Annotated in this window: 21 protein-coding genes and 1 tRNA gene; 9 read left to right on the top strand and 13 right to left on the bottom strand. The window is 60.7% G+C overall.

The window, feature by feature from the left end:
* Window position 1: 1 nt before the first annotated feature.
* From NMA58_RS06180 to NMA58_RS06170, 3 genes are read left to right on the top strand one after another with little or no spacing between them, the layout of a single operon-like run.
* Window positions 2-1,168, top strand: coding sequence for a glycosyltransferase family 4 protein (locus NMA58_RS06180; RefSeq protein WP_434712719.1), 1,167 nt, complete (start codon window positions 2-4; stop codon window positions 1,166-1,168).
* A 55-nt stretch (window positions 1,169-1,223) separates the two neighbouring features.
* Window positions 1,224-2,786 (top strand): undecaprenyl-phosphate glucose phosphotransferase, encoded by a 1,563-nt coding sequence (locus NMA58_RS06175; protein ID WP_434712718.1) that lies wholly within the window; start codon window positions 1,224-1,226, stop codon window positions 2,784-2,786.
* Complete coding sequence (locus NMA58_RS06170) at window positions 2,783-4,027, top strand: O-antigen ligase family protein (RefSeq protein WP_434712717.1); 1,245 nt, start codon at window positions 2,783-2,785, stop codon at window positions 4,025-4,027. The genes NMA58_RS06175 and NMA58_RS06170 overlap by 4 nt, the downstream gene beginning before the upstream one ends.
* Before the next feature lie 20 nt (window positions 4,028-4,047).
* On the opposite strand, the gene NMA58_RS06165 is transcribed toward NMA58_RS06170, so the two are convergent.
* The 3 genes from NMA58_RS06165 to NMA58_RS06155 form a co-directional block, all read right to left on the bottom strand.
* Window positions 4,048-4,881 (bottom strand): carbohydrate ABC transporter permease, encoded by an 834-nt coding sequence (locus tag NMA58_RS06165; RefSeq protein WP_011424885.1) that lies wholly within the window; start codon window positions 4,879-4,881, stop codon window positions 4,048-4,050.
* Window positions 4,881-5,774 carry a carbohydrate ABC transporter permease gene (locus tag NMA58_RS06160; protein ID WP_430957705.1) on the bottom strand — a complete coding sequence of 298 codons (894 nt, stop codon included), beginning with the start codon at window positions 5,772-5,774 and terminating at the stop codon, window positions 4,881-4,883. Before NMA58_RS06160 ends, NMA58_RS06165 begins: the two co-directional genes overlap by 1 nt.
* Window positions 5,775-5,898: 124 nt before the next feature.
* Window positions 5,899-7,245, bottom strand: a complete 1,347-nt coding sequence (locus tag NMA58_RS06155; RefSeq protein WP_434712716.1) for an extracellular solute-binding protein — start codon at window positions 7,243-7,245, stop codon at window positions 5,899-5,901.
* Between the two features lie 166 nt (window positions 7,246-7,411).
* On the opposite strand from NMA58_RS06155, the gene NMA58_RS06150 reads away from it, so the two are divergent.
* Window positions 7,412-8,014 carry a GNAT family N-acetyltransferase gene (locus NMA58_RS06150; protein WP_434713518.1) on the top strand — a complete coding sequence of 201 codons (603 nt, stop codon included), beginning with the start codon at window positions 7,412-7,414 and terminating at the stop codon, window positions 8,012-8,014.
* A 32-nt stretch (window positions 8,015-8,046) separates the two neighbouring features.
* Here NMA58_RS06150 and NMA58_RS06145 read toward each other — a convergent pair whose 3' ends face one another.
* Window positions 8,047-9,804, bottom strand: a complete 1,758-nt coding sequence (locus NMA58_RS06145; RefSeq protein ID WP_434712715.1) for a glycogen debranching protein — start codon at window positions 9,802-9,804, stop codon at window positions 8,047-8,049.
* Window positions 9,805-10,162: 358 nt separating this feature from the next.
* Here NMA58_RS06145 and NMA58_RS06140 point away from each other — a divergent pair, with 358 nt between their 5' ends.
* Complete coding sequence (locus NMA58_RS06140) at window positions 10,163-11,344, top strand: ROK family transcriptional regulator (protein ID WP_434713516.1); 1,182 nt, start codon at window positions 10,163-10,165, stop codon at window positions 11,342-11,344.
* 70 nt (window positions 11,345-11,414) lie between these two features.
* Window positions 11,415-11,708, top strand: coding sequence for a helix-turn-helix domain-containing protein (locus NMA58_RS06135; RefSeq protein ID WP_434712714.1), 294 nt, complete (start codon window positions 11,415-11,417; stop codon window positions 11,706-11,708).
* A gap of 54 nt (window positions 11,709-11,762) precedes the next feature.
* On the opposite strand, the gene NMA58_RS06130 is transcribed toward NMA58_RS06135, so the two are convergent.
* On the bottom strand, window positions 11,763-11,975 hold the full coding sequence (locus NMA58_RS06130) for a hypothetical protein (protein ID WP_434712713.1): 213 nt from the start codon (window positions 11,973-11,975) through the stop codon (window positions 11,763-11,765).
* Window positions 11,976-12,245: 270 nt separating this feature from the next.
* Between NMA58_RS06130 and NMA58_RS06125 the strand changes: the two genes are divergently transcribed.
* Window positions 12,246-12,383, top strand: coding sequence for a DUF982 domain-containing protein (locus tag NMA58_RS06125; protein ID WP_434712712.1), 138 nt, complete (start codon window positions 12,246-12,248; stop codon window positions 12,381-12,383).
* 78 nt (window positions 12,384-12,461) lie between these two features.
* On the opposite strand, the gene NMA58_RS06120 is transcribed toward NMA58_RS06125, so the two are convergent.
* Window positions 12,462-12,683, bottom strand: coding sequence for a hypothetical protein (locus NMA58_RS06120; RefSeq protein WP_434712711.1), 222 nt, complete (start codon window positions 12,681-12,683; stop codon window positions 12,462-12,464).
* Window positions 12,684-13,222: 539 nt separating this feature from the next.
* Between NMA58_RS06120 and NMA58_RS06115 the strand changes: the two genes are divergently transcribed.
* Entirely contained in the window at window positions 13,223-13,855 is a 633-nt protein-coding gene (locus NMA58_RS06115; protein WP_434712710.1) for a class I SAM-dependent methyltransferase, read from the top strand.
* 81 nt (window positions 13,856-13,936) lie between these two features.
* On the opposite strand, the gene NMA58_RS06110 is transcribed toward NMA58_RS06115, so the two are convergent.
* Window positions 13,937-14,013: transfer RNA gene (locus NMA58_RS06110), tRNA-Pro, on the bottom strand.
* Between the two features lie 429 nt (window positions 14,014-14,442).
* Here NMA58_RS06110 and NMA58_RS06105 point away from each other — a divergent pair.
* Complete coding sequence (locus NMA58_RS06105) at window positions 14,443-14,823, top strand: hypothetical protein (protein ID WP_064801724.1); 381 nt, start codon at window positions 14,443-14,445, stop codon at window positions 14,821-14,823.
* A 249-nt stretch (window positions 14,824-15,072) separates the two neighbouring features.
* Here the strand turns inward: NMA58_RS06105 and NMA58_RS06100 are convergent, their stop codons facing one another.
* The 6 genes from NMA58_RS06100 to bcsN all read right to left on the bottom strand — a co-directional run bounded on the left by NMA58_RS06100 (window position 15,073) and on the right by bcsN (window position 24,882).
* Entirely contained in the window at window positions 15,073-15,741 is a 669-nt protein-coding gene (locus tag NMA58_RS06100; RefSeq protein ID WP_434712709.1) for an HAD family hydrolase, read from the bottom strand.
* 77 nt (window positions 15,742-15,818) lie between these two features.
* A complete protein-coding gene (locus tag NMA58_RS06095; RefSeq protein ID WP_434712708.1) occupies window positions 15,819-18,188 on the bottom strand; it encodes a cellulose synthase in 2,370 nt (789 codons plus the stop codon).
* Window positions 18,185-19,231, bottom strand: a complete 1,047-nt coding sequence (locus NMA58_RS06090) for a glycosyl hydrolase family 8 (protein ID WP_430957714.1) — start codon at window positions 19,229-19,231, stop codon at window positions 18,185-18,187. Before NMA58_RS06090 ends, NMA58_RS06095 begins: the two co-directional genes overlap by 4 nt.
* Window positions 19,228-21,660 (bottom strand): cellulose biosynthesis cyclic di-GMP-binding regulatory protein BcsB, encoded by a 2,433-nt coding sequence (locus NMA58_RS06085; protein WP_434712706.1) that lies wholly within the window; start codon window positions 21,658-21,660, stop codon window positions 19,228-19,230. The genes NMA58_RS06090 and NMA58_RS06085 overlap by 4 nt, the downstream gene beginning before the upstream one ends.
* A complete protein-coding gene (gene bcsA, locus NMA58_RS06080; protein WP_434712705.1) occupies window positions 21,657-23,849 on the bottom strand; it encodes a UDP-forming cellulose synthase catalytic subunit in 2,193 nt (730 codons plus the stop codon). Before bcsA ends, NMA58_RS06085 begins: the two co-directional genes overlap by 4 nt.
* Window positions 23,850-23,901: 52 nt before the next feature.
* On the bottom strand, window positions 23,902-24,882 hold the full coding sequence (bcsN, locus tag NMA58_RS06075) for a cellulose biosynthesis protein BcsN (RefSeq protein ID WP_434712704.1): 981 nt from the start codon (window positions 24,880-24,882) through the stop codon (window positions 23,902-23,904).
* Window positions 24,883-25,168: the final 286 nt, after the last annotated feature.

Genomic DNA, 25,168 nt, shown 5'->3' with positions numbered 1-25,168 from the left:
CATGACAAGAGAGAGGCCGCTCCGCATTCTCCACTGCTTCAGGTCGCCGGTCGGCGGAATTTTCCGCCATGTCCGCGATCTGGTTGAGGAGCACAGCAAGGCGGGCCATCACATCGGCATCCTTTGCGACAGCTCGACCGGCGGCGAGCACGAAGACAGACTGTTCGACGATATCCGCCCATATCTGTCGCTCGGCCTGACGCGCGTGCCGATCCGCCGCTCGGTCAGCCCGTCCGATATCGCGACGATGTGGGATACGTACAAGAAGATTAAAAGTTTGCGGCCGGATGTGCTGCACGGGCACGGCGCCAAGGGCGGCGTGCTCGCGCGACTTGCCGGCTCAGCCCTGCGGGTGAACAGGTATCGCGTAGCCCGCCTCTATACCGCGCATGGCGGAAGCCTGCATTATTCGCGCTCCTCATTCACAGGACAGTTCGTCCTCAGGATGGAGCGCCTGCAGGAATATTTCACCGATGCGCTGGTCTTCATCTGCGAATACGAGCGCGACACCTATACCCGTAAGGTGGGCAAGCCGCGGACGAAGACGAAACTGATCTATAACGGCATCGGAGAGCGCGAATTCGAGCCGATCCACACCCGGTCGGATGCCGTGCATTTCATTTATGTCGGAATGCTTCGGGACCTCAAGGGTCCCGATCTGTTTGTCGATGCCTTCGCCAAGACCGAGCGGCTGCTCGGCAGGCCCCTTTCGGCGCTGATGATCGGCGACGGACCTGACCGGGACCGCTACCGCGAGATGATGATCGAGCGCGGCCTCGGCAAACGGATCGGCATGCTGCCGGCAATGCGTATCCACGAAGCCTTTGCCATGGCGCAAAATCTCGTCGTCCCCTCTCGCGCCGAAGCAATGCCCTATATCGTGCTCGAAGGGCTGGGAGCCGGCAAGACGATCATCGCCAGCCGCGTCGGCGGCATTCCCGAAGTGCTCGGCAAGGACAGTCCGGCTCTTGTCGAGCCAGGCAATTCCGACGATCTCGCCCGCGTCATGGCGGAAGCGCTCAGCACGCCCGGCTGGCACGCCAGAACAATGCCGTCGCATGAAGCGGTAAAGGCCGTGTTTTCCTCCACAGTGATGGCTCAGGATGTGCTGAAGCTGTACCATGAACTCGTCAATTCCGCCGGACAGGCAGTGTCCGTCGCCCTGTAAATATTTCTTAGGGGCTTTCTGGTATTCGCTTGCTGACAACGAGCGATAAAACCCCATGAACAAATTGGAAAAAAGCGATCAATTCGACGTGGAAGCGCTGCGCAAGCAAATTTCCGACATCGAGGCGCGCCGCAACGCAGGTCAGGCGCACTCCGCCGAACCGGTCGAAATCAATCCTTATGCCCGGCAGATCGCCGAACAGTTCCGCGACGGTACCCGTTCGCCTGTCATTATTATCGGTCAATTGCGGCTGCTGGAATTCCTGGCGCTCTTTTTGATTGCCCTGATCGTCCACTACTTCTGGCCGGGCGACGGCAGCGATCCCCTGCTGGTGCGGGCAGGCATGGCCGCGATCGCTTCGGCCTCGACCGTCATCGCCCTGCAGCTTGCCGACACCTACACCATTCCCGCACTCCGGGCGAAGCTGCGGCTGATGCCCCGCATTCTCGCCTCCTGGACGATCGCGCTTGCCCTTACCATCGGCCTGTTCACGCTCATCCGCGGCACGACATGGGCGATGGCCGATGCCTATGTTCCCTGGTTTGCCGCCGGGGTGCTGTTTCTCTCTGCCGAGCGTTTCCTTGTCGCCTACGGCATCCGCAATTGGGCGCGCAACGGCATCATGGAGCGGCGCGCCGTCATCGTCGGCGGCGGCGAACCGGCCAAGGAGCTGATCCGCATCCTCGAACAACAGTCCGACAACGACATCCGCATCTGCGGCATCTTCGACGACCGCGGCGAAAAACGCTCGCCGATCATGGTCGCCGGTTACCCGAAGCTCGGCACAGTGGCGGAACTCGTCGAATTCGTGCGGCTTACGCGCATCGACATGCTGATCATCGCCCTGCCGCTTTCGGCTGAGGCGCGTATCTTCGATCTCCTGAAGAAGCTCTGGGTCCTGCCGGTCGATATTCGGCTTGCGGCGCACGCCAACCGGCTGCGCTTCCGGCCACGCGCCTATTCGCATGTCGGCGCTGTTCCGATGCTCGACATTTTCAAGATGCCGATCCGCGACTGGGATTCCGTCGCCAAACGCGGCTTCGACATCTTTTTCACTCTGGTCGCGCTTGCGCTGCTCTGGCCGCTGATGGCCGCAACCGCGATCGCCATCAAGGCGACCTCGGAAGGCCCCGTCTTCTTCATGCAGGAGCGTCACGGCTTCAACAACGAAGTCATCAACGTCTTCAAGTTCCGCTCGATGTACACAAACATGGCCGATCCTACGGGCAAGGCCGCGGTGACCAAGGGCGATCCGCGTGTCACTCGCGTCGGAAGGTTCATCCGCAAAACCTCGATCGACGAGCTGCCGCAGCTTTTCAACGTGCTGCGGGGAGATCTCTCGCTGATCGGTCCGCGTCCGCATGCGGTTCTTGCCCAGGCGCGCGACCGCGCCTTCGCCGATGTCGTCGAAGGTTATTTCGCCCGCCACCGCGTCAAGCCGGGCGTTACCGGTTGGGCGCAGATCAACGGCTGGCGCGGCGAGGTCGACAATGACGAGAAGATCAAGTTCCGCACCGCCTACGACCTCTATTACATCGAGAACTGGTCGCTCTGGTTTGATCTCAAAATCCTATTCCTGACGCCGATCCGGCTGCTCAACACGGAAAACGCCTATTGAGCGCGATCCAGGCGACATATCCGCGTGTCGCCCAGCCTCAGCGGGCGGCGCTGCGGCTCATCGGCTCGGCCTTCGTCGCCTTCGGCGTTTTCCTCTCCGGCTTTGTCATCGATGAGCCGGCGCCTTATGAACTCTGGATGGCGGGGCTGATTGGCCTCTGGTTCATCCTGGGCCTCAGAATTTCGCGCAGCGTTGCGCCGTTGCTTGCCCTGCTGCTCACTTTCAATATCGGCGGCATGCTGTCGCTGACGCAGATGAAGGACCTTGCGACGGCGCCGATGTATATTGCCGTCTCGACCTTCCTGGCGCTGACCGCGGTTTTCTACGGGGCGATCATCGAGGACAGCCATAAGCGGCTGCCGCTAATCTTCAACGCCTGGACCCTGGCTGCCGTCGTCACGTCGGCGCTCGGCGTGCTCGGCTATTTTCACGCCTTTCCGGGCTCGGAAGTATTTACTCTTTATGATCGCGCCAAAGGCGCGTTCCAGGATCCGAACGTCTTCGGCCCGTTCCTGGTGCCGCCGTCGCTCCATCTCGTCCACGGCATTCTGGTCGGCGATCTGAAGAAATCGCCGTTGAAGGCGGCCGCCCTTCTCGTGATTGCCCTCGGCATATTTCTCTCCTTTTCCCGCGCCGCCTGGGGTCTCTTTGCGCTCGGCGTCATGCTGTTAATTTTCATCATGCTGCTGAAGGAGCGCAGCGGCGCCTTCCGCTTGCGAGTGCTGATCCTGTCGCTGGCGGCGATCATGTTGCTGGTCGCATCGCTGCTCGTGGCGCTGCAGATCCCAAAGGTCGCAGAGTTGTTTTCGACACGCGCCCAGCTTGTGCAGCAGTATGACGGCGAACATCTCGGCCGTTTCGAGCGCCACAGGATCGGTTTCACCATGATGATGGAGCGCCCGCTCGGCATCGGCCCGCTCGTGTTCGGCACGATGTTTCCCGAGGACGAGCATAACATCTGGCTGAAGTCGCTCACCTCCTATGGCTGGCTCGGCTTCGTCAGCTATGTCGGAATGCTCCTCTGGACGCTCATCCTCGGTTTCCGGAACCTGCTTCACGACCGGCCCTGGCAACCCTTCCTGATGATTGCCTGGATCTCCGTTCTTGGCCACGCGGCGATCGGCAACGTCATCGACATCGACCACTGGCGCCATGTCTATCTGCTCTTCGGCACGGTCTGGGGCTGCGCGGCGCTGGAAGTGCGCCACAGGCGAGGCCGAATTCCCAAGGGAACGGCGTAGTCTGCCGCCTGATCACGGGGCTATTTCGTCGCGCCTGCCGTCAAGCCGGCAATAAACCGCCGCTGGAAAACGAGATAGGTTAGGATTAGCGGGGCAATGACGATCACGGCACCGGCGGTCAGAACCGGCGTGTTGACGGTGTAACGTCCCTGGAAAAACAGCATGCCGAGGGGCAGTGTCCGATAGGCATCGTCATTCACCAGAATGAAGGGAATCAGAAACTCGTTCCAGGTCCAAATGAACAGGAACAACGCCAGCGTCGACATTGCCGGCACCATCAGCGGAACGACGATCTTGCGCAAAATATAGAAGCGCCCCGCGCCATCGAGAACAGCCGCTTCCAAAATTTCTTCCGGCAATTGCTGCATCGCGCTAGCAAGAAAGATCGTAGAGAATGGTATCGACATCGCGATCTGCGGCACGATGACGGCCGCATAGGTGTTGATCAGCCCAAGATACCGCATTTCATAATAAAGCGGGATGATGAAGGCCTCCGCCGGCACCATCATGCCGAGTGTCAGGATCGCGAACAGCGTGCGCCTGAGCGGAAAGGACAGATAAGCGAAGGCAAAACCCGTCAGCAGGCCCAGAAAGACGCTTGCCGCAACAACGGGAATGACAACGATGATCGAATTCCAGAAGTAGATGTTGAAATGGCCGGCGTTCCAGGCATCGAGGTAATTTTCGAAATGCGGATATGCCGGCAGCGCGAATGCGCCCTGCAGAACGTCGGCCTTGCTCTTGATCGAAGTCAGCAGCAGAAGCAGGAACGGCGTAATCGTTACGAATGCAAGAAGCCAGAGGACAAGGCGAAGGAAGAGCGGGGCGGCGGGAATGTTGGACTTGCGGCTCATCAAGCCATTCCTTTACTTCTTGAGCCCACCAGCCGGTGAATTGCAAAATTGATTGCGAATGTCAGCAGCGCGCCGACAATGGCGATGGCCGCAGCCGCGCCGAACCGATTGAGCTCGAAACCGAGCTGATACATGTAGATATTCGGTACGAGCGTGGCGTTGGCGGGTCCGCCGCGGGTCATTGTAAAAATCAGGTCGAAGCTTTTGATCGAGGCGATGACCGTCAGCAGCAAAACCACCCTGATCTCCGGCATGAGAAGCGGCAGGGTTATCCAGAAAAACGTCTTTCGCGCCGAAGCGCCATCGACTTTCGCAGCATCAAAGAGCGATGGATCGATGCGCTGAATTCCCGTGAGGAAAATGACCATGCAGAAACCGAAGAAATACCAGGTGGCAACGATCCCGACCGCGGGAAGCACGAAGTTGAAATCTCCCAGCCAAGGGAGTGCGAACATGCCTAAGCCCACTGCTCTCAGAAACTGGTTGAACGGGCCGAATGCAGGATTGTAGAGCCATGCCCAGATGATGCCCAACACGGCAGTCGGCATGATATATGGGAGGAACAGGAAGGTCCGCAGAGCGAGCTGTTCCCGTTGCTTCAGATTCCAGACGCAGGCGGCAAGACCTATGCCGAGCCCGAGCGGCAGGACGCAGTAGAATATCATCAGCTCGGCATTGTTGCGCAAGGCGATGTAAAAACGATCATCGGAAAAGAGATCGATGTAATTGCCGAGGCCAACCCATTTGGGCACGGTCAAGCCGTCCCAACTGGTCAGGCTCAATCCCAGAGCCGCGACAATCGGCCCGAAGACAAAGGCCGCGTAAAGCAGCAATCCGGGGAAGAGATAGATCGAATTGATATGTTCGGAGCCATCAAGTGGGGAGCGCTTCATTCCGGTACTCCATGAAGCCAAAGCTATGGTCGTCGTGCAGCAAGCCTGAGATCGCGGCGCTGATTTCTTGAAATGATGTCGACGGGACGCAGGCCGCGGATGGTCGCGGCCTGCGTCAGCGCCATTATTTCTGACCCTTCAGGTAAGCCTGATAATCCTTGTCCATGGCATCGACAAAGGCTTCAGGCGTGATCTTGCCGGACAGGAGAAGCGGCGTGTTATCGTCGATTGTCTTCAACATCGTCGGGCTCGACCAATCGGGATAGTGGCCGAGAGCGTCATTGGCGTTGAGCGTCTTCCACATCTCGATGCCGGCGGTCAGCAGCGGCGTGAGCTTGGGCTGCGCATCCGCCGCAAGCGACGTTGCCGGAAGATAGCTGGCATTGGCCCAGGTTTCGGCAGCCTTTTCCGAAACCATGTAGTCGATATATTCACCGGCCAGGTCCTGCGTTTTCTTATCTTTGGCAAGGCTCGTTATCGCCCAGGCAAGATCCACGCCGCCGACGCTCAGCGGCTTGGTAATGCCTTTCGGGGCAGGAATGGCCATGAAGCCTATATCCTGGTTGTGCTGCATATCACCGAAATACCAGGTTCCCGAGATCAGGAAGGCGCCCTGCCCTGATATGAAAAGCTGGACGGCGTCGTCACCCGAAATGCCCTCGAAACCGGGATAGAAATAGCCGCCCTGCGCCCACTTCTGCACCAGTTTTGCGGATTCGATGTTGCCCTTGGTGTTCCAGGAGCCTCCCCTGCCATAGATCAGATCATCAAGCTCGGCGCGATTGCTTGCGTCGATATGGGCTTGATCGATGGCGCCAATCATGTGCAGGGCCAGATGCTGCTTTGCGCTGCCCATCATGAATGGCGCAACGCCCTTTTCCTTCAGCTTGTCGAGATCGGCCAGGAGTTCCTCGAAAGTCTTCGGCAGCGCTATGCCGGCATCGTCGAGGATCTTCTTGTTGTAGTATAGGCCGACGATCTCGGCGAGGCCTGATATGCCGTAGGTCTTACCGACGCCAAACTTTGGCCCATCCCAGCGATCTCGCGCCAGCACGGAATCGGACTGCCGCTTATCCCAGCTGTATTTCTTGATGTAGTCGTCAACCGGCAGGAGCAGTCCTTCCTTGACCATCGCGCCCATATCGCCGGCGCCCTGGTTGACTTTCGTGACGACCGGGCCGTTGCCTGCCGAAACCGCAAGCTTCAGCGTCAACTTCATGTCATCGAATGTGCGGGCGGTACGCTTGATCGTAACGCCGGGATGCGCAGCCTCGAAGTCCTTGTTCAATTGCTCGATGACCGCACTCTGACCTTCATAGGTCTGGTCGTCCCATACAGCCAGATCGTCAGCGCGCGCCGCCGCCGATAGGCTGAAGCTTACAAGCGCAGCGCCGGTCAGCGCGACAGCTGCCTTCCATTGGCTTGCCGACAGAATGTTGATCGATTTCACGCTACTTCTCCTCTGTTCCACCTTTATTCGGTTTATTCTCCACTCCCCGTTCAGGCCGGGCGCCACGCACCGGCCGAACGTTTTCTTCCCTCAGAGCTTTGCCGGGCTGGCGAATCTGAGGTAATCGTCAATGCATCAGCCTTCTCGCGGCCTGAAATGACAAAGCCACGCAGGAGGTGGCAACGTGATGGACACCAATTGCTTCATCCGTCCGGCGATTGATGCGGATATCGACGCCCTTTTCGATATCTGCCTGAAAACGGCGAATGGCGGAGACGATGCGAGCGCGCTTTACAGCGACCCGCATCTGCCCGGCTACATCTGGTCGGTACCCTATCTCAAATTCGCCAAAGACTTCGCCTTTGTTCTCGTTCAGAACGACCGCGCGGTCGGCTATGTCGTCGGCACGCCGGATACCAGCGCGTTCGACAGAGACTTGCAGGCGAATTGGTGGCCGTTCGTGCGCCGGGAGATCGCGGGACTGACGCCCGCCCGTCCGCGCGACGCCGACGTGATCGAGCGAATTCACAATCCTCGCAGCGGAACGGCGTGGCTTCAAGACCAGTACCCCGCGCATCTCCACATCAATATTCTTCCCGGGCGTCAGGCCGCGGGCTGGGGACGCAGGATGATCAGCACCGAGCTTCAGGCGCTCAAGGATCATGGGGTCGGAGCCGTACATCTCGGCGTCGATCCGAACAACGAACGCGCCAGGGGCTTCTACCGCCACCTCGGCTTTTCGGAATTCGAACGGGATGGCGGCGTCGCCTTCGCAATGCGGATCGAATAGGGATTTGGCTAGAGCCGACGACGCCGTAGAGTTCATGACATCGGCTCCGCATTTGCGGCGTCCAGCCCATATTTGAGAACCACCGCCGCCGGCATGGCGCTCCAGCCCTGAAGCAGCGAGCCGCGCCCGTAAGGGGGCGAGAAATATTCCACCGCGCCGATCCAGCCGTTGTCGAGGCAGGTTTCCCACCAGCGCGTCAATGCGTAGCGCGCGCCTCCAAGTCCGTGGCGAAGGCGTTCTTCGGCGTAGGCGCCGTCCCAATAAGGCCAGTCCGAGCCGTTATGGTAGCGGTAGGGAAAGGCGGTCTTGGATCGCAAATCGCTTTGCCGCTTGAATGGTGGATAGGCGCACATTACACCCCAACTGCCATAGGGCTGTTCCTGATTGTTGCGCGTTTCCAGTCTGGTTTCGAACGCTCTCAGGAGGCCGACAGCCTTCTCCTCTGAAATAGCACTAAATCGCGACAAGGTCAGGCTGTCGAGAGCCAGATGATCCTCGACAAAAGAGCCAGGCGTTCCGTAGTCGAGATATCCTCCCGTTGCTGGCACGAAAAGCCTGGCTTCGATTTCCCGGCGGGCAAGCATTGCGGTCTTGCGTGCATGTTCGGCAAGGGTCGGATCGTGTCCTTCGCCCAGTCTTGCCACCGCATCCAGCGCGCCGACGAAGAGACCGAGGTCATAGGAGACAAGACCGTCACGGAAGACGTTGTCCGCCCAATCCCGATCGTTGCGCGGCTTCAGCGGCAGAACGCTGTCGGGACCGGCCAGACTGACACAGCGATCCATGATCGCCCTCACTGTGGGCCAATGAAGCTGCACCTCGGCCGCGTCTTTCGTAACGCCGAAATAGTCATCCAGAAAAAGAATGAAGAAAAGCGGACTGTCGAAGTGGTCGCTCCACCAATCTTGCGGACGGTTATGGTACTCGGGAACTGCTCTTTTGTGATTTTTGGGGTTGACCTTGCAGTCGGCGACGAAGCGCTGCCAGGCATCCGACTGCGCCGGTCCCGTCAGGATAACGCCGCTCGGGGCCTCTCCGTCGGGCTGTATTCCCTTGGCGAGCAGCCGGATCTCGTCGCGCACCGCCTCCGGAGCAAGCATCAGAAGAGGCTGCATCGTCCAATAGCCATCGCGGTAATAGGTCCGCGCCGGAGCGCTATAGGCCTGTCCGGCGGCAAGGCCGGCGAAGGCGCCATTTTCGTCGCGTCTTATGCTGGAAAGGGCCGCATGTATGCCCTGGCTGACCATGCTGCGCATCAGCGGGTCGGCCTCAGGCATCATGTCGCAACGCGCCACATATTCCGCGGCTTCGGTGATAATGGCTTCACTGGTGAGATCGAGCGCTCTCTCGGCTTCATTTCTCGAGGCGCCGCCGGCAATCCGCAGATCGGAATCTTGAGCTTCCACGATAAGGGCGCCCCAGCCCATTTCGAAAATCTGCCGTTGGCCGCTGCGGGACACCTTCGCTTTCGCGTCTCGCCCATCCGGCTCGTGCCACCACGCGCAACGGCGCGCTGGATAGACGCGCTGCAGGCGCACTCCTTTGATCAGCATCACCGGCAGCGACTGCGCGACGAACACGCCGCCCTGTTTCGAGACGAGCCGGTTCGGAGCGTAGCTATAGGGGCCGGTGATCGGAGAAAACCGCACGCGCCCCAAGCTGCCGGCACCCCAAAGGGCAAGATCGGCATATCCGTCCGGATGAACATCCGCCTGAAGGCGTGGCGCCATTATAGGCAGCAAGACGCCGGCGTCGGCTGAAAGCTGTCCATCGGTCGAGGGCTTTATCATACACTGGTCCCCGACAGCCGCGTTGAGGAACCCGCAGGATGCGAAACGGAGAAACAGCCGAACCAGCCTGAGCCGATTCTTCTTTGGGCGATCTTGGCGCGTGCGCGCTGACCCAGACAATATGTATGGTGCATACTTGTCCACACCCTCTTCAATCGCGCATGTGATCACGCGTTGATCCCCAGCCTACAGGCGGCTCCTCTTTTGTCAAGGAGGTAGACAAATTGTCGGCTTCCGTGTACTGAACTCGGCTAACGAGATGAGGGTGGAGGACTAAACGCGCCATTTCGCGATGGTTGAGAACCGGACCGACCTTACATTAGGGATACACCTCGAACTAATTGGAACGAGCAGCCGGATGGCAACGAACTCTTCTATCGTACAGACTCCCATCGCACGAAAAATCTCGACCAACGCGGTGATCCGGGCCGTGTTAGCCAAGGGGAAGATTTCTCGCGCCGATATTGCCAAGCTGACCGGCTTATCGAAACAGACGATTTCCGATGTCGTGCGCGATCTTGAGGATGATGGGTGGCTGAAAGCTGTCGGGCAGACCGATGGTCGTCCCGGCCGGAATGCGATCATCTATGAAATCAACGCAAGCGCGGGCCTGGCTGTCTCCATCGATCTCGGAGGCACCAAGATCGCTGCGGCTATCTGCGATCTGTTAGGTAACGTCGTTGCAGAAACCAAAGTGCCCACCGACCCACGCGGTGGACCGCATCTCGTCAACCAGTTCAGCGACCTGATCACTCAACTCGCACTTGCGGCAGGGACGACTGCCGACAAGCTGCGTCTCGTCGTTCTCGGCAGTCCCGGCGTCCTCGATCCGGCTACCGGACATATCAATGTAGCGCCGAACATTCCCGGCGTGGACGCGATGGATCTGCGGCAAGCGTTCAGCGACAAGATGGGCATACCGGTGATCATCGAAAATGACGTCAACCTCGCCGCGCAAGGGGAGAGATGGCGGGGACACGGCGTCGAGGTCGGCAATTTTGCTTTCGTGGCGCTTGGGACGGGCGTCGGCATGGGCATCATCGCCAATGGCGCGCTGTTGCGCGGCGCGCACGGCGCGGCCGGCGAAATCGCCTATCTTCCGCTCGGCGGCGATGCTTTTGATCCCGGCGGATTTACGCTCGGCACCTTTGAGAGCGCGGTCGGCAGCGTTGCGATGCTGCGGCGCTATACCGGTTTCGGCGGCCGCAACGCTTCTACCGTGGCCGACCTCTTCGCGGCGTTCAATGCAGGCGAAACGAGCGCTATCGCCGCAATCGAAGAAACGGCGAGGCTGGTGGCCATCGCTATTGCCGCCATCGGAGCAACTCTCGACCCCGAGCTGGTGATCACCGGCGGCAGCATTGGTGCAAGGCCGGAACTCGTAAACGCCATCCGCGGTTTTCTGCCGCGTTGCACCCCCTACCCGCCGCGCATCGAGATCAGCCGCTTCGGCAACCGCGCCGCCCTCATGGGAGGCATGGGGATCGCCGTCGAGCGCATGCATGACGATCTGTTCGGTGTAAAATTGCGGGACGCTTGAACATTACGGCAGGTCGCAATCAGCCGCTGCGCCACTTGCGAAGAGCGGCAAATGCGCTAGATTTTGCACCATGATCACAGCAACGCAGATACGCGGCGCGCGCGCCATGATCGGAATGAGCATCGAAGAGCTCGCCGCCGCAAGCGGCCTGCCGGCCGAGATCGTGACGGCGTTGGAAAAGGGCGAGTTTGAGGGTGAGCCGCATGCGCTGTTCGACGTGCGCAGCACCCTCGAGGCGCACGGCATCATCTTCCTGTCGAGCGGCAATCAAGATGAAGGCGGCCCCGGCATCCGGTTGCGGGCACGCACATCAACCGATGACGGCATCCGGCCGGAAAATCTCAATGCCGCCAATGATGACTGACCAGATCCATCCGTCGGGTTCCGCGGCCCCATCCTTTATTGCGGGAACCGCGTGTCAGAGATAGGTCTTGGCAAGTTCGGCGAGTTTGCCGCCGTCTCTCACGCCCTGCCTGTAAAGCTGAATGATAACCGCACCGATCCTCTCGGCTTCCGGCGTCGTTCTGACCAGGCCGCGTTCGTCGCAGACCTTGCCTAGCACTTGCGAAAGCAGATCGAGATCTTCCGAAAAGAGCGGTAAATCATGCGGATGAATTGATGACCGTAACATCACGCCGCACTTCCCTCCGAGGGCAAACGCCTACACGCTTGCATCGCCGGCCGCCCTCCGCAACCGGCAATGAAGTTATTATGCGTGAGGGTCCTAACTTTAGCAACTGCGCAAATTCCTGCGGAACAAAATTTCCTCCCCGCGCGTGCAGCGCGGGGATCTGCGAATGCAACGTTGAGTAAAAAACACTTTCCCTCCCCGTCCAAGCCTACTCTCCAGCCAGCAGCCTGATCGTTTCACCGCCTCCGACGCCATCGAATATCTGAACCGATGGCCGGGCAAGCGGCGAGGCGCGATTATCGCGTTGCACTCCAACATTGTCCTGATGCGCTCGATCGGCTGCGCAGCCCGCACGCCGCACGGGGTTCCTTTGTCACAGCGGCGAAGATCGCAGGATTACCGGTGTGAGAGCGGCTCAGGCGTGTTGCGTTTTTCAGATTCGCTGTTCGCGGCTTGATCCTGATCCCGGCGTTGCCGCAACGTGCTTCAGCCCTTGCGGCGGCCGCCAGCGGCGATGAACGGCGGATCGATGAAGCCTTCGGTGATCACCTTGGCGGCCAGCTCGATCACTCGTTCCTCGGCAAGTTCGGCAAGCGCGAGGGCGACGTCGCCCTCCGACCAACCGGCCTTGACCGCCTCGTCCGACAGAGCTTGGAAAGCACCGGCAAGGGCCTGCCTGCAAGTTAGAGTCTGGTTCATATTCACCATGCGCTCGCACTAGGCAATCTCTGAGAGGAACAGTCCTAATCTACACGTGTTCGCAAAAATGCGAAACGTTAAAAGGTTCTCTGAAATTCAAAATCAAGCCATTTGGCCAAAAACTCTGTATAGCCCTAACAAAATAGACAACTGCTCGTCCATCTTTGATGGATTCCAAAAAGAACTAGAGAGCTATTTTTCAACCACTCCCGTCAAGGGAGCATTTCATCAGATGATTTACTTCAAATGGTCAAAATCGAACCAGATAGACTGACGATTTTCTCCACCTGATGACATGGATCCGAAGTCCGGCTGTTTTCAGCATCTTCGCGCCCCCCTGTCAATCAGCTTCGGGATATTCCCGCCGCGAGCATGACCATCACTCGCATCGTGGTGAAGAGGAGCTTAAAGCGGTTCGACCGATGGGCGTCGGAGGATGTGGCGAATGCCGACCGGCGTTGATCACCTTATTACCATAACGGCACCACACTGAAGTCAAAGTCCGCCGTACCATTGCCTCGGCGCGTTCAATTTTTTCAGGAGGTAAAATGTCTATCGAACTGGACGCTACTACCTATGTTCACGCCAAGCCGACGACTGCTCATTCCTATATCCTGCCGACCGTTGTCGATGTTCTTGAAAACAGTTTCCAAGAGGCTAGCGAAACGGCAGTCTTTGATCTCGGTTGCGGCACCGGCGGCGCTGCCTCGGTGCTTGTGGAGAAAGGCTACGACGTCGTGGGCGTCGATCCGTCGGAGGACGGTATTGCGAAAGCGAAAGCGGTCCATCCCGATCTTCCGCTGGAAATCGGTTCCGGCTACGACGATCTTTCCAGCCGCTACGGGACCTTCGATGCGGTGATCAGCATAGAGGTGGTGGAGCATGTTTACGACCCGAAGGCTTTCTCGGCAACCATGTACGATCTGGTGAAACCGGGCGGCATTGCGGTCGTCTCGACGCCTTTTCACGGTTACTGGAAAAATCTGGCTTTGGCCGTAAGCGGAAAGATGGATGACCATTTCATGCCGCTCAAAGAGCATGGCCATATCAAATTCTGGTCCCCGGGGACGCTCAGCACGCTGCTGCTCGACACAGGTTTCGAAGACGTCGACTTCGAGTATGTCGGAAGAATTCCGCTTCTGGCAAAATCGATGATTGCAATCGCGCAGAAACCGCACTGACGGCCCGTTCTCTACCGCAGCCACGCACGCGCTGCACTCACATTTATCGTGGTGTTCTGACTGGGATTTCAAGGGGATAAATGGTCGGGGCGACTGGACTCGAACCAGCGACCCCTTGACCCCCAGTCAAGTGCGCTACCGGGCTGCGCTACGCCCCGACCTGCCGAAACGGCTTGATTGCTTTATGAAATCGGCCTTCATAGCGCAAGGGGAAAATGAGGGTCGTGGAATAAAAATAGAACGGAAGCCGTCGAAAAGCACAGATCGGCGCAAACAGTCCTACGAAAGTCCCCGAGGTGGAAACCGGCGGTGCGGAGCATCATGTGCACGTGTTTCTCGCCGGTTCGCAAAACTTCGAATGCGAGTGGTATGCCAGGAAGAAGCTGTTTGCAGATAATGGCTCGGCTAAAGGCTATTGATCGCCAACAGACACTTGATGTTGGAAAACAATCGCGAACCCGAGACTGAAGTCCGATGTTACCACAAGCGGACATGGTGGGGTTGTTTGATGCACCGCAGTCAGACCACCATTTGCTTTTGGTCTCACCGCTCTACCTCAATCGACAGAGACAGTGGAGGAAGTCGCAGTGCGTAAGCCGATCATATTGTTTGCCTTTGCCGCGTTCGCCTTACCCGCTGATGCGATGGCGCAGTCGCCTGAGCTCGAGGATACCTGCAAATCCGTGGCAAAGAGCTTCTTCATGACCGATCAGCTCGCTATCGGCACCGTGCAATCCTTTCCCGAGTTGAAGCCGCCGGGTGTCCGCATGTCCTATTCGACGCGGCAGGGAACCGCGCCGGCCGAAATGACCGACATATTCGAATGCGAGTTCGACAAGGCGGACAAGCCGCACAACCTGGCTCGCTTCTGCGTGTCGAGCACGTGCTATTCGCCGAACGCCGATGACGGTGACCGCAAGCGCCGCTTCGACGAAATGCGCATTCTCCTCAACCGCGCTGAGAAATAGGAGGTCGGCGTGCTCGGCATGATTGGCAATCCCGCCGGCCGGATACTGCCCTTCGCTTCGAAGCGACGCCGGTAGCTGGGGTGCTGATCGACGCTAACATGGAGCACAGCGCCGAGGGCCGCGCACGGCCACCCTGGTCGGGCTTCCGACCGATTTTTTAAACCGAACTCAACGCGCCGTTGCAAATCAATCAGGCGGAAGTCTCTTATGTCAATATGATTCCACTGACATCAGTTCGCCCAGTAACGTTCAGTTTGCGACGACCTTCAGCCGGCCTTCGGCGGTCTGGCGAGGCTGCCACGCCCGATAATTGGCAACCGAAAAATGCGGAGTTTCGAAAGGCGTGGCGTGGGTTTCGGTGACGACGGTGACATCGGCGCCGGCGGCCTCGCCGGCAAGAATGCCAGCAACGGCATCTTCGAAGACCAGGCAGTTCGCGGGATCGACGCCGAGGCGATTTGCACCGAGCAGATAACCTTCTGGGCTCGGCTTGCCCGATTTGACCGTTTCACCGCTGATCATCACCTTTGGCATCGGAATGCCGGCTGCAGCCATGCGGCGCCTCGCGAGTTCGATCGGCGCCGAGGTGACGATCGCCCATCTGCCGTCGGGGATAGCGTTGAGGAAGCGGACGGCATCGGGGATTTCGACGATGCCGGCGACGTCCTCCATCTCCTCGGCCAGCAGCAGATCCGCCTCGTGCGCCGGATCGACACCCGGCAAGCCGAGGCCGCGGATCACGTCGGAGGCACGGATGCCGTGAATCGTTTTCAGGAAAACCTCCGGCTCGAAACCGTGGCGTCTTGCCCATTCGCTCCAGACGCGCTCGACGACGGCAATGGAATTCAGCAGCGTTCCGTCCATATCGAAGAGGAAGGCGTCATAGGATCTGTCGAGAACGTCGTGGTGACCGGGCACGGGTGTTTCCTTGCGAGCACGAGGCAGCCGGGGCCTCTCCGGCAGGCGAGTAGCCGAGAGCGGCGACGGCGTCAACGTCAGTCGTTGACATCGGGATGCGTGACGTTGCGAACATCGGCCAGACCACGTGCGGCGTCTCGATTGCCGGTCGCGGCGGCGGCTTCGAAGATCCGCATCGCGTCATCATACATTTTCAGATTGAGATAGCAGTAGCCCCGCAGAACCATCAGATCGATGCGCTCCTGCTGCAACTGCGCGCGTTGATCGAGATAGATGAGGGTTTCACGGTAACGTCCGGCGTCGAAGGCAGACAAGGCGCGATCGGCGAGGATCGCCACCTGCAGTTCGGCAGCGCGCTGGCGGCTCTGCGGTGCCTTGGTTGCCGCAACGGCGGCATTGCTGGAAAGACCGGCGCGCAGATAGGCGAGGCTCCGACCATAGGCCGCGTCTTCGCGGATCTTGCGGACCGGGCTCTGCAACGCCGTCTCGAAGGCCGAGACCGCCTCCATCGGCCGGTTGATATCCATCAGGCACCAGCCGCGCGACAGCGCCTCGCCCGGCCCCAATCGTCCCGCGTCGATGGTCGTCGAGCAGTCCCGCGCCTGGCGCGGACCGCGCTCGACAGTCACCGTCTGCAACGCCGGCCTTGCGGCGCGGATGGCGACTTCCGGTTCCGGCTGCCGCACAGTTCGCGGCTCGGCCGGAAGCGGCGCCGCTGAAGCGGCCGGACGCTGCGGCGGCTCTACCGGCTGGCCCGGCTGCTGCGCCGCGAGCGGCGCCTTTGCGGGCTGCGTATTGGCGCTCGACCCCGGCAAGGAAGTGTCCTGAAGATTGGCGATTCGCGCCGACCTGCCGGCCCAGCCGCGCTGGAGGTCGAGGACACCCTTGCGGTCGTTCAGCTGCTCACGCGTGACGGCAAGGCCATAGGCGGACGGTTCGTCGTCCGTTTTCCAGGCCAGCGCGGTCTCGAACCAGCGCGCGGCGGTCTGGAACTGGTTGAGAGAACGGGCATACCAGCCGAACTGCTGCGCCGTCGGCACATATTTCCGGGCGATGACTTCGGCTGCGATCCGATGAAGCACGTCCTCGGTCAGATCGGCCGGCGGTTGCAGCGCCATCAGGTTGGCAGTGGCGGCAAGATAGGTTGCGGTCGCGTCATCGGAATCGGCGCGCCAGCGGAACATCACGTCCTCGGCTTCCTGCGGCGCCTTGCGGGCGATCAGCGCCAGCGCCAACCCCTGCGAGGCGGCCGCCGTATCCTCCCTGTCGCGGGCGGCACGAAACCACTTTTCGGCATCGGCAGGGTTGTTGCGGCGAAGCTGGTGCCAGCCGAGCAGCAGCGCATCGGAGGCCAGCCCCTGGCTTTCGGCAAGCTTTTCGAGGTGAGCGATATAATTCGGCGCAATGGCGAGCTTCGGATCGTCGTTGCTTTCAGCGACGAAACGTCGGGCAAGGTTGTCGCGGATTGCATCGAATTCCCTGCTGCCGTCGACAGCAGGTTTTTCCAATGCCAGCAGCGCCTGCATCGGCTGGTAGTCGAGCAGGGTCGAGGCTTTTTCGACCGTCGCCTGCCGTTCGGCAACGTCGGTGCAGTTCTTCAGGATATAGGCATAAGCATCCTGCCCGCGCTGCGCCCTCTCCGTCCGGATGAAGGCTTCGGCGACACGCCAGAGCACGTCGACCTCGCTGCAGGTGAGCAGGCTCGGCGTCGCGGCGGCGATATCCACCACAGTCGCATATTGCTTGAGATCCGAAGCGTTGATGAGGCGGGAGCGGGCTTCGGCGACCCCAAGCCGCTCGAGCAGATCAGCCGGCGGCTGCCACACGGCGTCGGCGGCCTGACGGTCGGCGATCGCTTTGCGCAACTCCGCATAACGGCCATCGGAATAAAGCTTCCACATGGCCTCGAGCTGCTTGTCGCCATTCTGCGGCACGGCGAGCGGATCGGCCGGCGGAACCCAGTTTGGATAAAGCGCCTGAAGGCGGGAGATTTCGGCCTGCAGGCGCACTTTGTCGCCGCGGCTGGCAAAATAGCGAAGCGCGCTTTCATCGACGGCAGGCGGCGCGGGCGCGGCGGCCTTTTCAGGCGCCGGCGGGTCGGAAACGATCGGCGGTGCGACCGGAGCCGGCTCTGCAGCTGTCTGAGGCGCGTCGGGTTGCGGTGCTGCCGGCTGTTCTATAGCGGCATTTGGCTCACTGCTGCCCGGTGCCGGCGGCGGCGACGAAGTGATCGCTTCGATCCTGTCGGCGACGGTCTCGGCATTGAATTCGGAATTGCCCGCGGGAGCGTCGTCCGGCTTGATGCGGCCCATCATCAACAGCTCCGGCCCCGGCCTGTCTGCGGAGCCAAGGCCGAGCTTTTGCTGCAGAGCGCCACGATCCTTCAGTCCGGTGACGAGGGTCGCCACCACGACTGCCGCTGACATCGCCACGAGAGAAGCTTTCACAGACACTCCGGATGCTTCTCCCCGATAAAGGCCAGCCCCAGCAATTGAAGCGTGGCCGGATAATAGAGCGTGGGTGCAAATTGCAGAGCCGAGACCGGCAGCCTGGTCCCGTCGACTACACAGGCCACAACATCGTTAACAATTCTATAACCCGGATCCAGCAACACGGTCTTCGGCCGGCCTGTGGTCAGATCGATCGTGGCCGGAATGCCATTCTGCGACATCCCCATTCGCATGCGGTTCAACAGCGCCTTGTCTGTGATGCCGCCGCGCGCGAGATAGAGCGGGATGCGAAGGGCATTATAGGCAAATTCGGCGTCGAAACCTTCTGCCGGTCGCGGTGGGCCACTGAGGCTGACCCATTCGGCAGGAAGCTTGCGCGGACCGAACTGCATCGTCTTCAACAGCGCCACGCCATCGTCCGACAGCTCTTTCCAGGCATCGGAGGGAGCAAGCGCTGCCATGACAGGCATCGCCTCGTAAATCCAGTAGGAAGGATTGACGACGGGGCCGTCGTCACGATCGGCGGCGCCAAAACCTTCGCTGCCCGGCATCAGCAGAGTCCGGCCCGCCGAGTGGACGATGGCCTTCGCAAGCAGCGCCTGCGCCATGCGGGAGGCGGCGAGGATATAGTCGTTGCGCTTCCATGCGGTGCCGGCAAGCGCCAGGGCATAGGCGATCAGCATGTCGCCATCCGTGGCATTATTGGTGTCGGTCACGTGCGGCTTGACGTTCGGATCCCATTTCCAGACGGCCAAGCCATCGTCGCGCAACAGCAGCTCGGTACGGGTAAAATACCAGATCTGCTCGAAATCCGCGGGGCTCGCCGAGAGATAAGCGAGCAGCATGCCATAGCCCTGTCCTTCGCTATGGCTGATATTGCCGTTGCCGTTATCGATGATCCGGCCACTCGCATCGAGAAACTTCGCCTTATAGGCAGACCACGCATCGGCATTGATCATCGCCTGCTGTGCAGCGGCGGATGGGCTTGCGGGGGCGAATGTAACCGTCGCCGCAAGCAGAAGCACGCGCCACCACCTCATTTGGACCGGCCCAGCGTTTTGAGCATGCGCGAGGTAGCGACGCCGATCAGCAGCACGAAGACGACGAGCAGCGAAGCATAGGAGAGGATATTCGTCGACAACCAATTGGCGGCGATCAAGCGGCAATTGGCGATCGACCAAGGCGTGGATGGGACGAAATCGAAGCGGGTGACGGGCACCGCCTCGATCTTGCCCGTCTTGCTCGAATAGGTGGTGATATGGCCTGATATCTGCGGCCAGTTCAACTGACCGGTCAGCACTTCGAGCCCTTCGCGCAGATCCCTTGCCGAGGGTGCCGCCACCACGGTCCACGAACCCTCTCCCAGGGGGCTGGAGCCTTGCGCAACCACGAGCGTGTCGGCGTTGGAGGGGGTGAAGACCGTCTCGGCCCCGGGGATGAACTGCAGCGAACTGCGGGTGATGTCGAAATTGCGCCCCAGCCATTCACGGAAGGCAGTGATGCGGCTGCGCAAGATACCGCCGCTCACCTTGGAATTCCACTCCTCGAAGGCTGTGCCGGTATCAACGACGCCTGGCTGCGTGTCGGCCACCGGACGCCACGAGGCTTGGCTCGCCGTCGAGATGTTGGCCTGCGTCAACGCGGTTGCCGGCATCTGCGAAATCGAGCCGATGAAGATGGCGTCCCGATCGCCGATCATATTCGGCGAGGCCACGGTTTCGACGGCGATCGGATGACCAGCCATCACCGCCATCTGACCGAGCAGCGTAGCGGCGGCCGAAAGCGTATCGGCATCGACGCGATCGATGAAGAGCGGCGTCGGTTCCGTCGCCCGGCCATAGGGATAAGCTGTGCCGGACATTGCGGCCAAGTTCGGACGCTGCCCGACGCGGGCAAAATCCGGAATGTGCACTTCGGAGGTATCGAACAGGGCAAAACGGGGATTGGCACCGGCGGTAGCACCCGGAGCACAAGCGGCATCGTCCTTCGTCATCAGGATCGTCTCGATCGCAATCGTATTGAGGCCGGGTTTGAAGTGGCGCATCGTCACGCGGATCGGCAGATGACGGAGAATGCCGCCGGTGGTTGAAGCAAGCGGCACGGTGGAGGCGATGTTGTCGTTGACGTAGATATCGATATGGCTGCCGGGAAGCACATTGTCAGTATAGGCGGCGTCGAGCAGCACCTTGGCCTCGCCATAGGCATTGGCATAGAAGTCGGCCGGCACGGCGACATTGAAGCTGGTGCGGAACCGCCGGCCGGAAAATTCCGTGGTCTTCACGCCGAGTTGCGAGAGGGCGATGCTGGTGTCGGAAAAGACCAGTGGCGCATTCGGCGCGCTCCAGCGCTCGGTGGTCAGCTCATCGCGGCGGACGTCCGCGGACCTGTCAGTCGGCGAAACGATGGTATCGATCGCGGAGGAGACTGCTTGCCACGAGGGGCCGCTGATCAGAAGCACCGGCGAGCCGCTGCGCGGATCGGTCACGAAAGCGGCGAGCGGCGCGCTTTCGGCCCCGGGCGGCAGGCCGGGAAAGAACGGCCGCAGCTCCGCGGCGGTCCCGACGAGCACACCGAGCTTGCCAGGACCGGCGGCCGGAAGGGAGGCGGTGCTGAAGGCAAATATCTGGTTCGGCATGCTGCTCAGCACTGACAGGCCCTGTGCCAGCCGCAACAACGGCTTGGTCGTCCCCGGCTGCTCCAGCGCCGGGACGACGATATCGAACTCCGTCCTGCCCGCGCCATCGACGCCGATGGCGCGGATCGCGTCGGCGCTCGAAAGCTCCGCGGCATTCCCGCCGGCAAAGCTCAGATAGGTTCCGGCCGGATCGATATTCGACCATAATTCATAGGTGGACTGGATGCTGCAGTCGGTGCGATGGCGCTGCTCTGCCTGGAAGGTCACGAGATTGGCGCCCGGCTGCAACAGGCCGGAGGGAACTTCGAAAGTGACGGCGGAAGAGCCGTCCGCCGAGCTGACCCGCTGCTGACCGATCGGACGATTGTTGAGATAGACGGTCAGCGCGGAGGCTTCCGGCGCGACGACGATCGAATTCTGATAGGCGAAGGTGAAACTTGCCTTGGCCGCCGCCTGCTCGGGCGTCAGATAGACAGACCATGACCGGCGGTCATATTCGCCGCTGAGGCTGAATTTCGAAAAGGGCACTAGATAACGCCTGATATCGCGGTGGCGCGGTTGCGAAGCGGCATTCGCCGGTGCCCCGGGCTGGGGCGCCGCCGTCGCCGGCTGCGGCACGACAGTGATCGGCGCAGGAGCGGGCGCGGGCGCTACGGAAATGGGTGGCGTGACGGGCGCTGGCGCCGTTGCTGCAGGCGGAGCGGGCGGCGTCAATCTCGGGGCGGTGGACGCGCCGGGCGGCCGCTCGCCGGACATGTCGAAGGGCGCCGTCTGCGCCTGGGTGACAGCGGGGGTATGCAACAGGAGGAGCGCGACGGCGACGATCTTTCTCATCCGGCATTGACCTTTGCCGCTCGCTGCTGCGCCTCCCGCTCCGGCCGCATGCTGCGGAAGAGGTAAACCAGGCCGCGGCTGGTCTGATAGAGGGACAGGCCGAGAAACCAGATGGTGCCGCGAATGAGGCCCGGATTGCGGCGCCGAGATTCCTGGAACTGGGTCCACTGATCGGAATTGGCAAACATCAGATCGGCGATCAGGCGATGATCAAGCGCGCTTTTCGGCACGTACTGGCAGCCGACATTGCTGATATCGCCTGATGGCTCGATGTTGCGGACGATCAGCGGCAGGGTTTCCAGATCTGCACCGCTATAGGGCCGGAAGCGCATCTCGCCGGGGGCGCCGACGAGCAGTTCATCGAGATGCTTGTTGAAGATATGCAGCCTTGCGCCATGGACGGAGACGTCCTCGATCGAGGCCGCATACCACTTGCCGTTGGCGTAAAACTCGCAGCGCCGGTTGACGCGAACGCGGCGGGACAAAGCGCGCTCGCCACGTTCCGATACGACGCCGAGTGCGCAGCCGGCCATGATCAGATTGATAATGTTCCACCCGCCGACGACAAGCGTAACGTCGGCCTTATAGGGCTCGGCATAAATCCTGTAGAAGGTGATGACGAGCGCGATGATCTGTACCGCAAAGATTACGAAGAAAGGACGGCTGATCTCAGACAGGCGGCTGACGGCGATCGATTCATCCTTGGCGGTAACCTTGAAGGTCGGCTTCCGCGGATTGAGCATGACCGAGACGACGGCCGGCAGCAGATGTACCGTCTGGACATATTCGTAAAGCTCGGAAATCCAAGGCCAGCGGAAGGATCCGTAGAGGTAGTTCTGCATCATCAGATTCACGAGCATATAGGCAAGCGTATAGGCAAGGAATTCGCCGCCGGAGGCCGTGAAAATTTCCAGGTCGAAGAACAGGTAGAAGAGCGGCGCAAACAGGAAGATCGTGCGCGGGAACGGGAAGAGCCAGAAAAGCGTGGATGACATGTAGCACAGGCGCTGCGGGATCGACAGGCCGCGCTTCAGAAGCGGGAAGCGGAAGCGCAGGATCTGCATCATGCCCTGCGCCCACCGGCTGCGCTGGCCGATGAAGCTTGCGAAGGTGGCCGGTTGCAGCCCGGCGATCAGCGGCTTGTCGACATAGATGCTGTTCCAGCCGCTGCCATGGAGAGCCAGCGCCGTCTCGCAATCCTCGGTAATGCTGATGCCCGAAAAACCGTTCTGGGATTCGAGCGCCTTGCGGCTCAAGACTGCAGCCGAGCCGCAGAAAAAGGCGGCATTCCATTTGTCGAGGCCGCGCTGAATGATGCCGTAGAACATCTCATTCTCGCTCGGCATTTTTTCGAAAGTGCGGAGATTGCGTTCGAGCGGATCGGGATTGATGAAGAAATGCGGGGTCTGGACGAGAAAGAGCTTCGGGTCGTCTTCGAAATAGCCGACCGTCTCGAGCAGGAAATCGCGAGCCGGCGCGTGGTCCGCGTCGAAGACGGCGATGAGTTCGCCGGTCGAATGTTTCATGCCGTTGTTGAGATTGCCGGCCTTGGCATGCTCGTTGCGGTCGCGCGTGAGATAGGTGACGTCAAGATCCTGGCAGAGCTGCTTCAGCTCGACATGGCGGGCCGCCGCCGCCTGGGCCTCGAGCAACTTGCCGGAATTGCGCTTCTGCATGGTGCCGCCGTCGTCGAGCAGCCAGACATGCAGCTTGTCGGCCGGATAGTCCATCGCCTTGGCGGCAGCCAGCGTGTTTCCGAGAAGGCCGGCATCCTCGTTATAAGAAGGCACGAACACATCGACATGGGGCAAGCGCCCGGGATTGGCGGCTCGCGATGGGCGCGACGGAAGCGGTGTGGCGACGATGAAAAGGCTGAGCGCCAGCATCGCGACGCTGTACATTTCGGCAAGGTAGAGCAGCAAGCCGGGAATGAAATTCTCAGGCTGGTTCAGCGGCGGCAGGGTGTTGGTGGTGCGCCAATAGACGTAGCGCAGCACGATCGACGTTCCGAAGGCAAGCGCCACCAAGCGCCATGTCCCCTCGCCCTTCAGGATCTTAATGAGCGCCATCACCGAGACGACCGTAATGCTGGTGATGAGCTGGGTCTGCAGATTAACCGGCAGAGTGATCAGCACGATCATGCAGAGCGAAACAACGGCCCATATGAAGACACTGCGGGCTTTGCGCATCGACGTTCCTTCGAAATTGCGCCGGGGCACCGTCTGTTACCCCGGGCATGCTCTATCTCCGGCAGACGGCCGTCATGGCCGCGTCGCCTATGCAATCCGGCGAGGGCACCGTGACGCCGATCGCTCTTGCCGATTGTTCCAGCGGCGCGGCGGCCGGATCCGGCGCGGCACTCGTCTGTGGCGCCTCGCTCGGCAGCGGCACGCGCGGACCGATCGGCGTCGGCAAGGGCGCGGCGTCCTGCGCCGGTTGCTGGCTTGGGGTGCTGCGAACCGGAGCTGTCCGCGGCAGGCGGACTACGGCAGGCGCCGGCTCATAGCCGATCGGCATCGGGCTGGCGCGATATCCGCCCTCATCGGGATAGATCGGTTCACCGGTACGACCGAGCGCCGCACTGGCGGGGGGCGGGTCACCATACGGATTCCAGGTCGGGCCGTCGAAGGTGCCGGTGATGGTATAGCCGTAGACGATTCCGAGCAGTTGGCGCTCGGTTGCGCGAGCATCGCACAGGCGCAGGCGCAGCTGGATCATGCCGAAATTGCGCGCCTGGGTATTGGCGGCCGCGCTCGAGCGGATCTGCTGCCAGGCATAGATGCAGGTATCGCCGGCGCGGCTGCGGCCGGAAGCATAGCCGAAGGGGCCATAGGCGTTCTGCAGGAAGGTCGCCGATGTCGCCATCGGCACGCCGGGAGCTGAACGGGCCACCTCGCGGGCAATGCCGCTCTCGTTGATCATGCTGAAGCTGGCATTGCCCATCCCGGGATTGGCCCCGGAAGCACCGAAGAACTCGGCTTTCAGAAAATTCTGGCCGGGTACGGAAGACGAGGTGAACAGCGAGATCGTCTGCTCGACGCCATTGCCGCGCTTGCGCTCGACGACGTTGACAATCGACGGCCCGCCCGGCGGCGGGAGGACCAGCGCCTTTTCAGGCGCCACGGTCTCCGGTCCGGAAGGCTGTCGCACACCGCCTGTCGACGTGCAGCCGGCCATCAGACCCGCCACGGCCAGCAGCGATATCGTCTTCCCCAAGCGCATGTCTCGAGCCGCCGTAATCGTCTTTCCAGATATCCATTCGCAGACCGAAACGCGACGGACCGTCGAATCAACGGCCACCCGGCCGTTCACCTGACATAAATCGCCAACACGGTTAACGAAGAGTAAAGAGCCCGACCCTGATGCCACCAGACGACTCGTATTGAACGTGATTCGGACAGCTCAACCGTATGGTGCATAAACCGGTTTAGCAACAAACAATCGGCGCGCCGGCTTCTTCTCCCACGACGCCAAGGCGGTAGCGGAACTATGCGGCATGGCCGGCGTT

This window comes from Rhizobium sp. YTUHZ045, from assembly GCF_051124255.1.
Classification (GTDB): domain Bacteria; phylum Pseudomonadota; class Alphaproteobacteria; order Rhizobiales; family Rhizobiaceae; genus Rhizobium.
The sequence above is the reverse complement of the archived record's forward strand: the minus strand, read 5'-3'. Positions and strand labels throughout refer to the sequence as shown.